Here is a 16101-nt window from a genome sequence, read left to right as displayed (position 1 = left end):
GCATGCATGTCGTCTTCCGCGAAAGCCACGGGCTTGAGGAAACCGAGGTCCCCCGTGACCTTGGTCAAAGCCCTGCGGATATGGTCGTGCTGTCCTTCTCGGACAGCGACCTTGGCGCTTTCGCGGCGGCATGGCATGGCGCAGCAGGTCAGCTGCCGGGGCTGCGGCTGGCGAATATCGCCGCGCTGACCCATCCGGTTTCGGTCGATACCTATGTCGAGGCGACGCTTTCCGGTGCCAAGGCGATCCTGGTCCGGCTGATCGGCGGCACCGCCTATTGGCCCTATGGCTTGCAACAGATCGAGGCGCTGGCCCGCCGCAATGGCATCGCGCTGGCGGTCCTGCCCGCCGATGGTCGCCCCGATCCGCGGCTGGATGCGGCATCCACCCTTCCGGCCCCGGTGCTGGCACGGCTGGCTGCGCTTTGCGATTCCGGCGGCGCTGACGCGGCACTGACCGCTTTGGGCGTTCTGGCCAAGGCTGCGGGGCTGCCTGTCGCAGACACCGATGCCGCCCCGCCGCTACCGGAGCAAGGCTTCTGGACGCCGGAGGCGGGTGTCATGTCTGACGCGCAGCCGGACGACAGCCAGCCGTTGATCCTGATCCTGTTCTACCGCTCCTATCTGCTGGCGGGCGATCTGGACCCGATCGCGGCCCTGATCCGCAGCTTTCATACGCGCGGGTTTCGCGCCGTGACGATGTTCGTGCCGTCGCTGAAACATGCGGCGGCGGCATGGGTGGCGGGGCAGGTGGCGTACCTGCGCCCCGCTGCAATCGTCAATGCGACGGCCTTTTCCGCGCGGGGCGAGATGGGGGCATCGCCGCTGGATTCCGCAGGGGTGCCGGCGTTTCAGGTGGCGCTTGCGACCTCGGACCGGCAGGCATGGTGCGCTTCGGATCGCGGGCTGTCCCCCGCCGATCTGGCCATGCATGTGGTCATGCCCGAAGTGGACGGGCGCATCTTTGCCGGTGTCGCCTCCTTCAAATCGGCGGCGGCCCGCGATGCCGATCTGGAGTTTGCGCGGGTGATGCATCTGTCCGATCCCGAGCGCATCGCGGCCATCGCGGACCGGGTGGCGGGCTGGCATCGTCTGGCTGCGACCAGCGCCCCGCAGCGCCGGGTGGCCGTCGTCCTGTCCAGCTATCCGGGACGGGAATGGAACATGGCCCATGCGGTGGGGCTGGACGCCTTGGCCTCGGCCGAGGCGATCCTGCAGGACCTTGCGCAGGCGGGCCATGACATCCCGCCCGACAGCGAGCTGACCTCGCTGGCCAAGGCGCGCATTCACTGGCCGATGGCGGATTACCTTACCGCCCTGTCACGCCTGCCCGAAACGCTGCGCGACGCCCTTGCCGCCAGTTGGGGCGATGCCAAGGACGACCCGGATGCCACGCCCGCAGGCTTTGCCTTTGCAGCGCTCCGGCGCGGCAAGGCCATCATCGCCTTGCAGCCTGAACGGGGACAGCCCGGCCAACGTGCCGCCGAATATCACGACCTGTCCCGCGTCCCGCGCCATGGCTATGTCGCCTTTTACCTGTGGCTGCGGCAGCAGGCCGATGCGCTGGTCCATGTCGGCGCGCATGGCACGCTGGAATGGCTGCCGGGCAAATCCGTTGCCTTGGGACCGGATTGCTGGCCCGAGGCGCTGATCCGCGACCTGCCGGTGATCTATCCCTTCATCGTCAACGACCCCGGAGAGGCGGCGCAGGCCAAGCGGCGCATCGGTGCGGTCACGCTGGGTCATGTCCCGCCGCCGCAGCAGGTTTCGGGCACGCCGCATCGACTGGCGCGGCTGGAGGCGCTGCTTGACGAGTTCTCGAATGCCGACGGCCTTGATCCGAAACGCCGCGACCGCCTGACCGGGGATATCCTTGATGAGGCGGCACGCGCGGGACTTGATATCGCGGGCGACGCCAGCTCGATCCCCGACATCGACCGCTTTGTCTGCGATGTGAAGGACAGCCAGTTCGGCGACGGGTTGCATGTCTGGGGGCGCGCGCCCGACCGGTCAGACGACCTGACCCGCACCTGTGCCAAGGCTGAACGCCAATCCCTGCTTGACGCGCTGGCCGGACGGCGGATCGAGCCGGGGCCGGCAGGCTCGCCTTGGCGCGGACGCCGGGACGTGCTGCCGACCGGGCGCAATCTGTACACGACCGATCCGCGCAGCCTGCCCAGCCGCGCGGCCTATGCGCAAGGTGGGCTGCTGGCCGATGAGCTGGTGCGGCGGCATCTGCAGGATCATGGCGACTGGCCGCGCGGCATCATCCTTGACCTGTGGGGCTCGGCCACGATGCGCACGGCGGGCGAGGAATTTGCCATGGCGCTGGTCCTGCTGGGCGTTCGCCCGATCTGGGACGCGGGCAGCGAGCGGGTCTCGGGCATCGAGATCCTGCCGATCGCGGAACTCGACCGGCCCCGGCTTGACGTGACCCTGCGCATCTCGGGGCTGTTCCGCGACCTGTTCCCGACGCTGACCGCGCTGTTCCAGCAGGCGGTGCGGGCGCTGGCCGCACGCGACGAAAGCCCGGATTGGAACCCCTATAGCGGTCAAGACCTGGCCCGGGTTTTTGCTCCTGCTCCGGGCAGTTTCGGTCTGGGGATGGGTGAATTTCTGGGCGATTACTCTGAAACCGGTCGCCGCAAGGCGGGCGAGGCATGGCTTGCCGCCTCAAGCTGGGCAGTGGATGGCGACCGGGTCACGCATGACCCGAAGGGCATCGCAATGCGTGTCCGCAGCGCGGATGCCTTTGTCCATGTGCAGGACCTGCCCGAAACCGACCTGCTGCTGGCCGAGGATTATGCCGCGCATGAGGCGGGCGTCGCCGCAGCGATGTCGGTCACCGGGGGCAAGGCGGCGCTGCTGCATCTGGACGCGACCGATCCGACGCGCCCCCGCGCCCGCAGCCTGCCCGAGGAAATCGCCCGCGTCACCCATGCCCGCGCCGCGCATCCGGGCTGGATCGCGGGCATGCGGCGGCACGGTTTTCGCGGCGCGGCCGAAATCGCGGCGACCTTGGAAAACATGGCCGCCTTTGCGCATCTGGCGGGCGTGGTCCCCTCGGCGCTGTTCGACCTGTATTGGGACGCGACGCTGGGGGATGGCGCGGTCGCGGGTTTTCTGCGGGACGCGAACCCGCAGGCCTTCGACGCCATGCAGCAACGCTTCGCCGAATTGCACGCGGCAGGGCTGTGGCTGACCCGCCGCAATTCGATCCTTGCCACGATGGAGGGACGGCCATGACCGCGCCCCTTATTCGCGGCTGGTGCCCCGGCGCGCGGCGACCGATGATGGCGGGCGACGGGCTGGTGCTGCGGGTCCGGCCACCGCTGGGCGAACTGACCCCGGCTCAGGCGACGGGTTTGGCCGATCTGGCGCAGTTGCATGGCAATGGCCTGATCGAGATGACCAGCCGCGCGAACCTGCAATTGCGCGGGTTGTCCGACGACGCCCATGCCCTGCTGATCGAGGCGCTGGCCGGGTTGGACTTGCTGGATGCCGATGTTCAGGTCGAGGCCCGGCGCAATATCGTGCTCGACCCGTTTCGGCCTGTCGGGCCGGGTGTGCAGAACCGCATCGCGGCGGGGCTGATGCAGGGGCTGGCCCTGCCGGAATTCGCGGCCCTTCCGTCGAAATTCGGCTTTGTCGTGGATGCTGGCCCGCAGCGCCAGTTGGCCCGGATCAGCGGCGATATCCGCATTGAGTCCCGTCGCGACGGGTTGATCCTGCGCGCGGATGGCAGCCCGATGGGACGGCTTGTGCCCGATGCGGAAACGGCGGTGCGGCTGGCGCTGGATCTGGCGCGGTGGTTCACCGCCTCGGGTGGCGTGGGTTCGGATGGCAGGGGGCGCATGGCCCGGCATCTGGGGCAGGGCGCAATCCTGCCTGCGGATCTGGACGGCACGCATTCGCCCCATGCCACGGCAGCGACGCCAGTGCCGGGTCGGCAGGCCGGGGGGCTATGCCTTGGGGTGGCTTTCGGGCTGCTTCCGGCCCAAGCCCTGCGTCAGCTTGCGGCAAGCGGGGCTCCGGTTCTGCGCATTACCCCGTGGCGGATGATCTTTCTGCCGGGGGTGGCGGCCACCAGCGTCCCCGAAGGCATGATCCAAGATCCCGCCGACCCGATCCTGCGGGTTCAGGCCTGCACGGGGGCGCCGGGTTGCCCGCAGGCCAATATCGCGACGCGTGATCTGGCGCGGGAGCTTGCCGCATCGCTGCCGTCTTGGGCGCGGTTGCATGTCTCGGGCTGCGCCAAGGGTTGTGCCCAGCCGGGGCCTGCCGATTTCACGCTGCTGGGCGGATCGGGCGGGTTTGACCTGATCAGGAACGGTGCGGCTTGGGACCCACCCACGCATCGCGCGCTGTCTCTGGCGCAAATCCACGAAATTCTGGGCGGATGAAACATGCCATATAGCTATGAAACCGATGGCGCGGCGATCTATGCCGAAAGCTTCGCGACGATCCGGGCCGAGGCCCGCCTTGACCGCTTCGATGTCGATGAGGAAAGGGTGGCGGTTCGCATGATCCACGCTGCCGGGCTGGTCGGGCTGGAGGAGCAGATCCGCTTTTCCCCCGGCATGGTGGCCCGCGCGCGGCAGGCTTTGCAGGGCGGCGCGCCGATCCTTTGCGATGCGCGCATGGTCAGCGAAGGCGTGACCCGCCCGCGCCTGCCCGCCGGAAACGAGGTGATCTGCACCTTGCACGCCCCCGAGGTTGCCGGTCTGGCCACTCAGCTTGGCACGACCCGTTCCGCCGCCGCGCTGGAACTGTGGCGGCCGCATCTGGACGGCGCGCTGGTCGCCATCGGCAATGCGCCGACGGCGCTGTTCCATCTGCTGGAGATGCTCGAGGACCCCTCCTGCCCGCGCCCCGCGGCGATCATCGGCTGCCCGGTCGGCTTTGTCGGTGCCGCGGAATCCAAACAGGCGCTGTGGGACGCGCAGCCCGCGCCCTGCGTCATCGTCAAGGGCCGCTTGGGCGGCAGCGCCATCACCGTCGCCGCCATCAACGCCATTGCGAGCCGCGCGGAATGACCTGCGGCACCATCCACGGCGTCGGCCTTGGCCCCGGCGACCCCGAGTTGATGAGCGTGCGCGCCGACCGGCTGCTGCGAGGCGCGCGCCACGTCGCCTATTTCCGCAAGGCCGGGCGACCGGGTCGGGCGCGCGGCATCGTCAACGGCATGCTGCGCCCCGATGCCATCGAATTCGCGATGGAATATCCGGTCACGACCGAGATCGCGCTGGACGATCCCGCCTATAATCAGGCCCTTTCCGGCTTCTATACGGAAGTCACCGCGCATCTGGTCGCCTTGGCCCAGACGGGTGAGGATGTGGTCGTGCTGTGCGAAGGCGATCCCTTCTTCTACGGCTCGTTCATGCATTTGCACGCCCGGTTGCAAGGCCGGGTTCCGGTTCATGTCGTGCCCGCGATCACCGGCATGTCGGCGGCATGGACCGTCACCGGCATTCCGGTGACATGGGGCGATGATGTGCTGACCGTCCTTCTGGGCACCATGTCTGAATTGGATCTGGCCCGGCGCATGTCCGACGCCGATGCCATCGTGGTGATGAAGGTCGGGCGCAACCTGCCCAAGGTGCGCCGCGCGCTTGAACTGGCAGGCAAGCTTGACCGCGCCTGGCTGGTCGAATGCGCCAGCATGGAGGCCGAGCGCGCCATCCCCCTGGCCGAGGCGGGTGAACGAACCGTGCCCTATTTCTCGATCGTGATTGTCCATGGACAGGGGCGGCGGCCATGAGCGGTTGGCTGGTCATCGCCGGTCTGGGGCCGGGCGATCCGCGCATGATCACGCCGGAAGTCACGGCGGCACTGAATGAGGCCACCGAGATCGTCGGCTACATCCCTTATGTGCGACGCATTGCCCCGCGCGCCGGGCTGGTGCTGCACGAAAGCGACAACCGGGTCGAACTTGACCGCGCCCGGCATGCGCTGGCCATGGCGGACAGTGGCCGTCGCGTCGTCGTCGTCAGTTCGGGCGATCCCGGCGTTTTCGCCATGGCCTCGGCCGTGTTCGAGGCGCTGGAGGCCGGGCCGCAGGCATGGCGCGATCTGGATATCCGCGTCCTGCCCGGTGTGACTGCAATGCTGGCGGCGGCGGCACGGGCTGGCGCCCCCCTTGGTCATGATTTCTGCGCGATAAACCTGAGCGACAACCTGAAGCCTTGGGACCTGATCGCGCGCCGATTGCGGCTGGCGGTCGAGGCGGATTTCGCCATCGCGCTTTACAACCCCCGCTCGAAAGCCCGCCCCGAGGGCTTTGCCCGCACATTGGGCATCCTGCGCGAATGCTGTGAACCGGGAAGGGTGCTGATTTTCGCCCGCGCAGTCTCGACGCCGGATGAGGAACTGACGGTGGTCAGCCTGTCTGACGCACGCCCCGAGATGGCCGATATGCGCACCGTGGTTCTGGTCGGGTCCTCCGCCACTCGCGTGATCCGGCGTGGCGGCGCGCCCATCGTCTATACGCCGCGTTCGGTGCCAGCATGATACCAGCGCAGCACCGCATCGACCTCATGCACTTCCGTCACCGGGGGCAGCGTCGGACGCTCGATCATCAACACTGGCAGGTTCAGCGACCGCGCGGCCTCGATCTTGGCATAGGCTCCGCCGCCGCCGGAATTCTTGGATACGACGATGTCGATTCCATGCGTCCGCATGAGGGCGCGGTCACCCTCGGCCCGGTAAGGTCCGCGATCGACGATGACCTGCGCATTGGGCAGCGGCAAAGGGTCCACGGGAGGATCGACCAGTCGCAGCAGATAGAAATGCTGGGGATTTCCGGCGAAATCGGACAGGTGCTGCCGCCCCACCGCCAGCATCACCCGCCTTGCCGGTCCCTCCAGCGCGGTAGAGGCCGCCGAAATGTCGGGAACGTGGGTCCAGCGATCACCATCAACCGGTTGCCATGGCGGACGGGTCAGCCGGATCAGCGGCACGTCGGTTTCGGCGCAGGCCGCGACCGCATTGGCGCTGATCCGCGCCGCAAAGGGATGGGTGGCGTCGACGACATGGCTGTATCCGCCGTCGGCAATGTGGTGGGCCAGCCCCTCGGCTCCGCCAAAGCCGCCCACGCGATGCGGCAGGGGCTGGGGACGGGGGCTCTCGACCCGTCCGGCCAGCGAGATGGTGCCGATCATGCCCGCATCGGCCATGCGCCGCGCCAGTTCGCGCGCCTCGGTCGTCCCGCCCAGGATCAGGACATTGAAACGCATGGCTAGAACTCCGTGGCTGACCATTCTTGGCGTCGGCGAAAATGGACCGGAAGGCCTGTCCCCTGCAAGCCATGCGGCGCTGGCTTCGGCCGAGATCGTCATGGGCCCGCCCCGGCATCTGGGCCTGCTTCCCGATCTGGCGGCCGAAAGGATCGTCTGGCCCGTGCCTTTCGCGGACGGCTTGCCGGTGCTGATGCGGGTCCGGGGACGTCGTGTGGTGGTTCTGGCCTCGGGTGATCCGTTCTGGTTTGGGGCGGGCAGCGTGATTGCGCGCGAACTGGAGCGCGACGAATGGCAGGCGATCCCCGGCCCCTCGACCGTTTCGCTGGCGGCGTCGCGGCTGGGTTGGCCGCTTGAACAGGTGGTCTGCCTTGGCCTGCACGCCGCGCCGCTGACTCGGATGCGCCCGCATCTGGCGGCTGGGACCAAGGCTATCGTGCTGCTGCGCGACGGCGCGGCGGTCCGGGAACTGGGTCACTATCTGGCGGATCTGGGTTTCGGAGACAGTCAGATAGCGGTGCTCGAGGCGCTTGGCGGGCCGCGGGAAAGGGTCACCCGGCTGGCAGCGCATCAGGTCGATAGACAGGATTTCCAGCATCCCGTGGCGGTGGCGCTGGAATGTGCGGGGGCGGGGCAGGCGCTGCCCAGATGCTCGGGGATCGCGGATGAGTTTTTCGAAAGCGACGGCCAGATCACCAAGCGCCCGGTCCGGGCGCTGGCGTTGTCGGCGCTGGCGCCGAAGCCGGGAGAATTGCTGTGGGATATCGGCGGCGGCTCGGGGTCGATCGGGATCGAATGGCTGCTGGCCGATCCCGCGACCTCGGCGATCAGCATCGAGCCGCGCGCCGACCGGGTCGCGCGTATGCTGGGCAATGCGGACCGGCTGGGGGTCGACCGGCTTAGCGTCATTCACGGTGCCGCCCCCGAGGCATTGCAGGCGCTGCCCCTGCCGCAGGCGGTCTTTGTCGGCGGCGGTCTGTCCGCTGCGCTTCTGGAACATCTCGCGCATCTGCCCCGTGGCACGCGGTTGGTTGCCCATGCGGTGACCTTGGAATCCGAGGCGCTGCTGGTCGATTGGCAGGCCCGGTTGGGCGGTGATCTGATGAAGATCGCACTGGCAAGGGCCGTGCCGCTTGGCAGCAAGCGGGCATGGGACGCGGCCTATCCGGTCGTTCAGTGGAGCGTCACCCTGTGATCGTCGCGGGATTTGGATTTCGCGCTTCGGCCTCAATGGCCAGCCTGTCCGATGCGCTGACGCGCGCCTTGGGCGGGGGTACGGTCGACCGGCTGGCGACCGCCGACGACAAATCGACGGCCCGGTGTTTTCAGAACTTCGCCGCCGCATCAGGCATTCCGGCAATCGGGATAACGCCTGACCTGATCGCCGTGCAACTTGCGCCGACCCGCTCGCCCGCCTCACTGCAGGCGCGGGGGACGGGCAGTCTGGCCGAGGCGGCGGCATTGGCCGCTGCCGGTCGAAACGCGCGGCTGATCGGGCCGCGCGTCATTTCGGGCGACCGCCTCGCCACCTGCGCCATAGCCATAGGAGAAGGCCCATGACCGTGCATTTCATCGGAGCCGGTCCCGGCTCTCCCGACCTGTTGACGTTGCGCGGGCGCGATATCATCGCGGCCTCGCCGGTCTGCCTATATGCTGGATCGCTGGTCCCCGAGGCGGTGCTGTCCCATTGCCCGCCCGGTGCGCGGATCGTGAACACCGCGCCGCTGGATCTGGATGCGATCATGGCCGAGATCAGCGCCGCCCATGACAAGGGGCATGATGTGGCGCGGCTGCATTCGGGCGATCTGTCGGTCTGGTCGGCGATGGGCGAACAGATCCGCCGCCTGAACGCGTTGTGCATCCCCTATACGGTGACGCCGGGCGTGCCGTCCTTTGCAGCGGCGGCGGCAGCGCTTGGCGCAGAACTGACCCTGCCGGGGGTGGCGCAATCGGTGGTGTTGACGCGGACCTCGGGGCGGGCCTCGTCCATGCCGCCTTCCGAGACGCTGGCCGCCTTTGGCGCGACCGGGGCGACGCTGGCGCTGCATCTGTCGATCCAGAACCTGTCGCGGGTGACAGCCGAGTTGATCCCACATTACGGCGCGGATTGCCCGGTCGCCGTGGTCTGGCGCGCAAGCTGGCCCGATGAGCGCATTGTTCGTGCGACACTGGCGACGATCGAGGCCGAGATCGGGCAGGGGATCGAGCGGACGGCGCTGATCCTTGTCGGGCACGCGCTGGGGTCCGGCGATTTTCAGGAAAGCCGCCTTTATGCGCCGGATTACGACCGCCGCTATCGCCCGCAATCCGTCGCCAGCCCGTGGGCCGGTTGGAGCGAAGGCGATGACTGATCGCGGCTGGCCACCGGGGCTGATGATCTCGGCCCCGGCTTCGGGGACGGGCAAGACGACGGTGATGCTGGGGCTGCTGCGGGCGCTGACTGATGATGGTCTGGTGGTGCAGCCCTTCAAGTCGGGGCCGGATTACATCGACCCGGCCTTTCACCGCGCTGCCAGTGGCCGCGCCTCGTTCAATCTGGACAATTGGGCGATGGGTGAAGGGTTGTTCGGTGCAATTGCCGCGCGGGCGGCAGGGGCCGATATCTGCGTGGCCGAAGGCTCGATGGGGCTGTTCGACGGCGTGGCCAGCCGAGGGCTTGGCGGTTTCGGCTCCAGCGCGGAGACTGCGCGGGCGATGGGCTGGCCGGTGGTGCTGGTGATTGACGTGAGCGGGCAGGCACAATCGGCGGCGGCGACGGCATTGGGTTTTGCCCGTTATGCCGCCGACCTGACCATTGCCGGGGTAATCCTGAACCGGGTGGCCAGCCCCCGGCATGAAAGGCTGGTCCGGCTGGGAATGGAGCAGGCGGGCCTGCCGGTGCTTGGCGCGCTGCCCCGGCGCGGCGACCTGACCCTGCCCGAGCGTCATCTGGGCCTGATCCAAGCGGTCGAGCATCCCGATCTGGAAACCGCCATCGCCGGATACGCGGCCTTCCTGCGCCAGCATGTCGACCTAAGCGCGATCATTGCCGCCGCGCGGGGCAGCCAACCGCCGCAAGCTGGCCGGGGACCACGCCCCCCGGCACAGCGCATCGCCCTTGCCCGTGATGCGGCCTTTTCCTTCACCTATCCGCATCTGCTGGAAGGCTGGCATGAGGCCGGGGCCGAGATCCTGCCGTTTTCCCCCTTGGCGGATGAAGCCCCGGATGCCGGGGCCGATCTGGTCTGGCTTCCGGGCGGCTATCCGGAACTGCATGCCGGGCGGCTGGCTGCGGCCACGCGTTTCCTTGACGGGCTGCGGCAACATGCCCTGACAAGGCCGGTGCATGGCGAATGCGGGGGCTACATGGTGCTGGGACAGGCTTTGGTGGACAGCCAAGGGGTGACGCATCCCATGGCGGGGCTGCTGGGTCTGGTCACTTCCTATCAGCAGCGCAGGCTGCATCTGGGCTATCGCCGCGCGGTCCTTTCCACGGCCATGCCCGGCCATCTGGCGGGCGCGGTTCTGCGCGGGCACGAATTCCATTACTCGACCATCCTTGAACAGCCTGACAGCGCCCTTGCGGCGGTCTTTGATGCCGACGGATCGCCCGTGGCCGAGACCGGATCGCGACGCGGCAACGTCACCGGCACATTCTTTCATCTTATCGCAACGGAAGGAGGCTGACCGGCAACACATGACCACCGATCATCTTCGGTGCCGCCCTCGGGCGGCTGAAAAGGGAACCGGGTGCAAGACCCGGACTGCCCCCGCAACTGTAAGCGGAGAGCGGAGCGGAACAACCACTGGCCCCAACGCCGGGAAGGACCGACCCCCGCCTTGACCCGCAAGTCAGGAGACCTGCCGACGATGAAAAATCCTTGCCGCGCGATGCGGCGCAATCGCCGCCGGAGGGGCGGCACAGATACAGGATGACTGACATGCATATCGAACCCGGAATCGTAGACGGGGCCAAGATGGTCCTGGCCTATGGCACGGCCGCCGCTGCCGCCGCCTATACCGTCAAACTGGCGCTGGATGATCTGAAGCATCACCACGCCGGCTCCTTCGCGCTGCGCAGCGTGATCGGGGCCGCCACCACCTTTGTCTTTTTCGAGATCCTGCCGCATTTCCCCGTCGGCATCTCCGAGGTGCACTTTATCCTTGGCACGACGCTGTTCCTGATCTTTGGAGCGGCGCCTGCGGCACTGGGTCTGGCCTTGGGCCTGCTGGTGCAGGGGATGTTCTTTGCCCCGACCGATCTGCCGATGTATTTCGTGAACGTGACGACGCTGCTGATGCCGCTTTTCGTGATCGATACTCTGGCGCGTCGGGTCATTCCCGCCGACACCGCCTATGTCGATCTGAAATATGCCGATGTGCTCAAGCTGTCGCTGGCCTATCAGGGCGGCGTGGTGGTCTGGGTGGCCTTCTGGGCGATCTACGGCCACGGGTTCGGGGCCGAGAACATGGCCTCGATCGTCAGTTTCGGTGCCGCCTACATGCTGGTGGTGCTGATTGAACCCGTCGCCGATCTTGTCGCGCTGGCGCTCGCCAAGGCGCTGCGCCCCTCGGGCCAGACGGCGCTGGTGACACGCAGGCTTTACGCGGCCTGAACGCGGCTTCAACCAGGGGGCGGGCCGTGTCGGGTCCGCCCCATTCCCAAGGAGTGACGGATGCAGGAACTGTGGCTTGTCGGTATTGGCACGGGCAATCCCAGCCATGTAACGCTGGAGGGGGTTCAGGCCCTGCGCGAGGCCGATCTGATCCTGATCCCCCGCAAAGGCGCGGGCAAGGAGGATCTGGCGCATCTGCGTCACCAGATCCTGCGGGATTGCGGCGCGGCGGGCAAGGTCGTCGAATTCGACATGCCGCAGCGGGATGCGGCACTGCCCTATGGTCAGCGGGTTGAGCGGTGGCACGACCAGATTGCGACGATCTGGGCGCAAACGGTCAAGGATGCAGGGCGCAGCGGGCCGGTCGCGCTGCTGGTCTGGGGCGATCCGGGGCTATATGACAGCACGCTGCGGATTGCCGGACGCCTGGACCCAAAACCGCGGCTGCGGGTCGTTCCGGGCATTACCGCCCTTCAGGCGCTGACGGCTGCGCATGCCATTCCCTTCAATACTGTCAATGGTGCGGTGACGGTGACGACGGGCCGCCAATTGCGCGATCACGGCTGGCCCAAGGGGGCCGAGACCATCGTTGTCATGCTGGACGGCGAATGCAGTTTCCAAATGCTTGATCCCGAGGGGCTGACCATCTGGTGGGGCACCTTCCTTGGCATGTCCGAGCAGATCCTTGAGGCTGGCGCGCTGCACGAGGCAGGCCCTCGCATCATCGCACGCCGCGCCGAGGCGCGTGAGCGTCATGGCTGGATCATGGACACCTATCTGCTGCGGCGATCTGTCGGACAGTCGGGTGCGTACTGACGATAGCGCGGTGTCTTCGCCTTGTGGCCGGACCGAAGCCCTTCTCAGGCCATGTTTCGTGTCGCGCATTTATCGTATTTGGTGGGTGCGACACGACAAGGCTGACTTCCTGAAGGAGTGGCCCGAACGCAGCGCGATGGCTTCTTTCTGCTCGGCGCGGGGCTGGGCGTGGCCGGGGCAGAAAGAGGGTCTTGTTGGCCGCTTCGTAATCAATGTTGTTGTGCAGATAGGTCGAACCGCAGATCAACACGCGATCAACCGGCTTCGGCAGGGGTCTGCCGAAACTGACGCGAACGATGTCGCCGAAGGAGACCGCACGCAATATTGCCGCTCATACCAGCATGTCGCCATCGTTCGGCTTCCACTTCGGCGTCCGCATGTCCGGGTAGGTCGTTATTCGATGAATGATTGAAATGAACAAGCGCTGTCTTTATAGTCTCAGCCCTATTTTTGGCTACGTACAGAGGCATTAATTTTAAATGACCTTGGTCATCCGTTTATGTGATCTACCTATACAACTATATCGTTTCAATTCCGTCCGTTTTCATAAGGTTGTGGAAGTTATCGTCCTTATTAATTACTTGCGCGACGCGCGATTTTTTCGACCTAGTGACACTTATTTTGGTTGATAATTGGTGAATTGAAAAGATTAACAGTATTATTGAGTTACCAAAAAGATGATTATTGAGCGGGCATTACTCGCTTGTCGATCCGACCTAACAAGTGCTTGACCCGTTCAGAATGCCGTGCGTGCCAGCAAGTCATCTGGAAAGCACCGGGTTCCGGATGGGCATCATGTAGGTTTTCGGCTGCGAAGTTGTGCTCCTGGACTTGATGCGGCGCTTTACTGATCGCGATCGCTTCTTGAGGGTGGCCAGACTCGGGGCCAGACAAACGTGGCCGGCATGTCCGGTTCGTGCGATCTTTCGGACCAATGGCGTGGCGGGCATCGGGCTCGGAATGCAGTTGACTTGCATCATGGAGAAGAGGCTGCCGACTCGTAACAAATCGCTGCTGAAACTGCGCAGTTTCTGCGCATTTGTCTGCGATCTGGCGCGGTAAGCCATCATTCTGATGTCGAATTCGGCACGACAAAATTTTTCTTCATAAAGAAAACAATTCACCCAAGGGAAACTGCCCAGAGGATGGAAACCTGTCCCTCATCGTTTCTGTGATGCTCACAATGAGGGTAAGCCATGAACCTGAAGACAGCCTCTCCGGCCTTGCTTGTGGCCGCATTTCCCGTGATCGGCAATGCGCAGGAGGTTGCCCCCACGCTTAGCGCCGGGGATACCGCTTTTGTCGCGACATGCGCGCTGATCGTCATGCTGATGATGCTGCCGGGACTGGGCCTGTTCTATGCGGGCATGGCGCGCAGCAAGAACGTGCTGTCGGTGCTGACCCAGATATTGGCCTCGATCGCGCTGATCTGCGTGTTGTGGACGGCCTATGGTTACTCGCTGACTTTCGACGGAGAGAGCCCGCTGAATGCCGTGATCGGCGGCACTTCGAAGCTGTTCCTGGCCGGTATCACCACGGACAGTCTGGTCGGGACGATCCCTGAATACCTCTACATGCTGTTCATGATGATGTTTGCGGCCATCACGCCCCCGATCATCGTGGGCGCCTTTGCCGAGCGGATGAAGTTCGCGGCGGTACTGATCTTCATGGGGATCTGGCTGACCATCAACTATATCCCGATGGCCCATATGGCCTGGGGAGGTGGTTGGGTCTTCAATGTCGGCGTGCAGGATTTCGCGGGTGGGAATGTCGTCCACCTGAACGCAGGCATCGCGGCACTGGTCTGCGCGCTGGTTCTGGGGCCGCGCAAGGGTTACGGCACACAGATGATGGCCCCCCACAACCTGACCATGACCTATACCGGGGGTGCGATGCTGTGGGTCGGCTGGCTGGCCTTCTGCGGTGGTTGTGCGCTGGCGGCGAGCGGATTTGCCACCCTCGTCATGCTGAACACCATGCTGGGCGGTGCAGGCGGTGCGCTTGGCTGGATGGCCGTCGAATGGTTTCATCGCAAGCGCCCCAGCACCTTTGGCCTGCTCTCGGGCACGATCGCTGGTCTGGTCGCCATTACCCCGGCCTGTGGTTTCGTCGGACCGGGCGGTGCCATTGCCATTGGCTTCCTGGTGACGCCCTTCTGCGTTCTCTTTGTTGAATCCGTGAAGCGGCGCTTTGGCTACGACGATTCCTTCGATGTCTTTGGCGTGCATGGCGTCGCGGCCTTTGTCGGCGGCATCCTGACGGTGATCTTCGCGTCACCCGGTCTGGGCGGTCTTGGCTATGCCGAAGGGCGCAGCATGCTGTCGCAAATGGTGCCGCAGGTCTCGATCATGGGCTTCAGTATTCTGGTTTCGGCAGTCACGACCTTCATTGCGCTGAAGGCGGCGGATCTGCTGGTCGGCTTGCGCGTCGATCAGGAAACCGAGTTCGAAGGTCTCGATACCGGCGAGCATGGCGAGGTCGGATACCGTCTGGGCGATGGCGTCTATGGCGGCGCACCGGTGCCGCTGCATGAGGCGCAGCCGGTGCTGCAACCCGCCATGTCGGTCAGTAAGCAGCATTGACACAGGCGATAGGGTTTTGCTCCGGGCGTCACGCGCCCGGAGTTTTCATTTGCTTTGCGGATAGGTGATGATCGACAGATAGCGCGCCGGCAGCGCGATCAGATCCACCGGACCATGCGGTGCATCGGCGTCGAAAAGCAGCGTGTCACCGGGCTCGAGTTGGTAGACCTGCTCGCCATGGCGATAGCCGACCACCCCTTCGAGCATATAGAGCAACTCGATCCCCTCATGCTGGAACATGGGGAAACGGTCGCTCTCGGTGGTTAGGGTGATCATGTAGGGTTCAACCACGACGCCGGAGTTGTTTGAGCCGATATGGCCAAGCAAATGGTATTGATGACCGGCGCGGGTTCCGGCCCGCTCGATCTCGACCCCCTGATCGGCCTTCACATGCATGGCGCCACGGGGCTCGGCATAGCCCGAAAACAGCTGCATCAGCGGGACGCGCAACGCGTTCGCCAAGGATTGCAGGGTGGTCAGCGAGGGAGAGATCACCCCGTTTTCGATCTTGGACAGCATGCCGGTCGAAATCCCCGTCTGCACCGAGAGATCCGCGACGGTCATCCGCTGGCGTTTGCGCAAATCGCGCACGACGCGACCGATCGCAACCTCCAGATTGCGTTCGGGGGTGTCGCGCAAAGCATGCGGATTCTGGGTCAATTTCTCGACATTCTTGGCCATTCTGCGTTCCTGTATTTCCTGCCAGGAAACTTACAATTTATCTGAATGGCGGACAATTGCCGACTGGCCCGTGGGCGTTTCGGTACTTACCCCATTCTTTCGCTGGCATAGCTTCCGGGTGATGCGGGGAAGATGACGGTCTTGTTGCCGTTGAGGAAGGACCGGCGATGGATATGGGCATGGATGGCGCGGG

General features: G+C 65.5%; 15 protein-coding genes, 1 pseudogene and 1 riboswitch. Of the genes and pseudogenes, 13 read left to right on the top strand and 3 right to left on the bottom strand.

The window, feature by feature from the left end; translation table 11 throughout:
• Positions 1-2 precede the first annotated feature (2 nt).
• Genes cobN through cobJ form a run of 5 tightly spaced genes read left to right on the top strand, consistent with a single transcriptional unit; the run spans position 3 to position 6509 of the window.
• Positions 3-3245, top strand: coding sequence for a cobaltochelatase subunit CobN (gene cobN, locus IB235_RS21390; RefSeq protein WP_192338448.1), 3243 nt, complete (start codon positions 3-5; stop codon positions 3243-3245).
• On the top strand, positions 3242-4402 hold the full coding sequence (gene cobG / locus IB235_RS21385; protein ID WP_192338447.1) for a precorrin-3B synthase: 1161 nt from the start codon (positions 3242-3244) through the stop codon (positions 4400-4402). The genes cobN and cobG overlap by 4 nt, the downstream gene beginning before the upstream one ends.
• A gap of 3 nt (positions 4403-4405) precedes the next feature.
• A complete protein-coding gene (locus IB235_RS21380; RefSeq protein WP_192338446.1) occupies positions 4406-5035 on the top strand; it encodes a precorrin-8X methylmutase in 630 nt (209 codons plus the stop codon).
• On the top strand, positions 5032-5760 hold the full coding sequence (locus IB235_RS21375; protein WP_192338445.1) for a precorrin-2 C(20)-methyltransferase: 729 nt from the start codon (positions 5032-5034) through the stop codon (positions 5758-5760). Before IB235_RS21380 ends, IB235_RS21375 begins: the two co-directional genes overlap by 4 nt.
• On the top strand, positions 5757-6509 hold the full coding sequence (cobJ, locus tag IB235_RS21370; RefSeq protein WP_192338444.1) for a precorrin-3B C(17)-methyltransferase: 753 nt from the start codon (positions 5757-5759) through the stop codon (positions 6507-6509). The genes IB235_RS21375 and cobJ overlap by 4 nt, the downstream gene beginning before the upstream one ends.
• On the opposite strand, the gene IB235_RS21365 is transcribed toward cobJ, so the two are convergent.
• Positions 6482-7234, bottom strand: a complete 753-nt coding sequence (locus tag IB235_RS21365) for a cobalt-precorrin-6A reductase (RefSeq protein WP_192338443.1) — start codon at positions 7232-7234, stop codon at positions 6482-6484. The two genes, cobJ and IB235_RS21365, sit on opposite strands and share 28 nt — an antisense overlap.
• Here IB235_RS21365 and cbiE point away from each other — a divergent pair.
• From cbiE to IB235_RS21325, 8 genes are all read left to right on the top strand, one after another.
• Complete coding sequence (gene cbiE / locus IB235_RS21360) at positions 7233-8429, top strand: precorrin-6y C5,15-methyltransferase (decarboxylating) subunit CbiE (protein ID WP_192338442.1); 1197 nt, start codon at positions 7233-7235, stop codon at positions 8427-8429. The two genes, IB235_RS21365 and cbiE, sit on opposite strands and share 2 nt — an antisense overlap.
• Positions 8426-8794 (top strand): cobalamin biosynthesis protein, encoded by a 369-nt coding sequence (locus tag IB235_RS21355; protein ID WP_192338441.1) that lies wholly within the window; start codon positions 8426-8428, stop codon positions 8792-8794. The genes cbiE and IB235_RS21355 overlap by 4 nt, the downstream gene beginning before the upstream one ends.
• Positions 8791-9585 (top strand): precorrin-4 C(11)-methyltransferase, encoded by a 795-nt coding sequence (gene cobM / locus IB235_RS21350; RefSeq protein WP_192338440.1) that lies wholly within the window; start codon positions 8791-8793, stop codon positions 9583-9585. The genes IB235_RS21355 and cobM overlap by 4 nt, the downstream gene beginning before the upstream one ends.
• The gene (locus tag IB235_RS21345) at positions 9578-10900 is read left to right on the top strand and encodes a cobyrinate a,c-diamide synthase (protein ID WP_192338439.1); all 1323 of its coding nucleotides are present in this window, start codon (positions 9578-9580) and stop codon (positions 10898-10900) included. The genes cobM and IB235_RS21345 overlap by 8 nt, the downstream gene beginning before the upstream one ends.
• A gap of 11 nt (positions 10901-10911) precedes the next feature.
• Positions 10912-11097: riboswitch (cobalamin riboswitch) on the top strand.
• Between the two features lie 57 nt (positions 11098-11154).
• Positions 11155-11829 (top strand): energy-coupling factor ABC transporter permease, encoded by a 675-nt coding sequence (locus tag IB235_RS21340; protein ID WP_192338438.1) that lies wholly within the window; start codon positions 11155-11157, stop codon positions 11827-11829.
• Positions 11830-11889: 60 nt separating this feature from the next.
• Positions 11890-12645, top strand: a complete 756-nt coding sequence (gene cobF / locus IB235_RS21335) for a precorrin-6A synthase (deacetylating) (RefSeq protein ID WP_192338437.1) — start codon at positions 11890-11892, stop codon at positions 12643-12645.
• 58 nt (positions 12646-12703) lie between these two features.
• The gene (locus tag IB235_RS21330; RefSeq protein WP_192338436.1) at positions 12704-13057 is read left to right on the top strand and encodes a hypothetical protein; all 354 of its coding nucleotides are present in this window, start codon (positions 12704-12706) and stop codon (positions 13055-13057) included.
• Positions 13058-13841: 784 nt separating this feature from the next.
• Entirely contained in the window at positions 13842-15227 is a 1386-nt protein-coding gene (locus IB235_RS21325; RefSeq protein ID WP_192338435.1) for an ammonium transporter, read from the top strand.
• A gap of 45 nt (positions 15228-15272) precedes the next feature.
• Here the strand turns inward: IB235_RS21325 and IB235_RS21320 are convergent, their stop codons facing one another.
• Together IB235_RS21320 and purU are read right to left on the bottom strand one after the other, a co-directional pair.
• Complete coding sequence (locus tag IB235_RS21320; protein ID WP_155042158.1) at positions 15273-15908, bottom strand: XRE family transcriptional regulator; 636 nt, start codon at positions 15906-15908, stop codon at positions 15273-15275.
• 86 nt (positions 15909-15994) lie between these two features.
• Positions 15995-16101, bottom strand: a pseudogene (gene purU / locus IB235_RS21315) (formyltetrahydrofolate deformylase); the annotation flags it as partial.

The sequence above is a fragment of the Paracoccus sp. PAR01 genome, assembly GCF_014851995.1.
Taxonomy (GTDB): domain Bacteria; phylum Pseudomonadota; class Alphaproteobacteria; order Rhodobacterales; family Rhodobacteraceae; genus Paracoccus; species Paracoccus litorisediminis.
This window is presented reverse-complemented; position numbering and strand designations above follow the sequence as displayed.

Excerpts from the sequence above, each read along its gene's own strand:
- IB235_RS21365 (WP_192338443.1), bottom strand. The coding sequence starts at position 7,234 with ATGCGTTTCAATGTCCTGATCCTGGGCGGGACGACCGAGGCGCGCGAA.
- cbiE (WP_192338442.1), top strand. The coding sequence starts at position 7,233 with ATGGCTAGAACTCCGTGGCTGACCATTCTTGGCGTCGGCGAAAATGGA.
- IB235_RS21375 (WP_192338445.1), top strand. The coding sequence starts at position 5,032 with ATGACCTGCGGCACCATCCACGGCGTCGGCCTTGGCCCCGGCGACCCC.
- cobJ (WP_192338444.1), top strand. The coding sequence starts at position 5,757 with ATGAGCGGTTGGCTGGTCATCGCCGGTCTGGGGCCGGGCGATCCGCGC.
- IB235_RS21325 (WP_192338435.1), top strand. The coding sequence starts at position 13,842 with ATGAACCTGAAGACAGCCTCTCCGGCCTTGCTTGTGGCCGCATTTCCC.
- IB235_RS21380 (WP_192338446.1), top strand. The coding sequence starts at position 4,406 with ATGCCATATAGCTATGAAACCGATGGCGCGGCGATCTATGCCGAAAGC.
- cobG (WP_192338447.1), top strand. The coding sequence starts at position 3,242 with ATGACCGCGCCCCTTATTCGCGGCTGGTGCCCCGGCGCGCGGCGACCG.
- IB235_RS21345 (WP_192338439.1), top strand. The coding sequence starts at position 9,578 with ATGACTGATCGCGGCTGGCCACCGGGGCTGATGATCTCGGCCCCGGCT.
- cobM (WP_192338440.1), top strand. The coding sequence starts at position 8,791 with ATGACCGTGCATTTCATCGGAGCCGGTCCCGGCTCTCCCGACCTGTTG.
- cobF (WP_192338437.1), top strand. The coding sequence starts at position 11,890 with ATGCAGGAACTGTGGCTTGTCGGTATTGGCACGGGCAATCCCAGCCAT.
- IB235_RS21320 (WP_155042158.1), bottom strand. The coding sequence starts at position 15,908 with ATGGCCAAGAATGTCGAGAAATTGACCCAGAATCCGCATGCTTTGCGC.
- IB235_RS21340 (WP_192338438.1), top strand. The coding sequence starts at position 11,155 with ATGCATATCGAACCCGGAATCGTAGACGGGGCCAAGATGGTCCTGGCC.
- cobN (WP_192338448.1), top strand. The coding sequence starts at position 3 with ATGCATGTCGTCTTCCGCGAAAGCCACGGGCTTGAGGAAACCGAGGTC.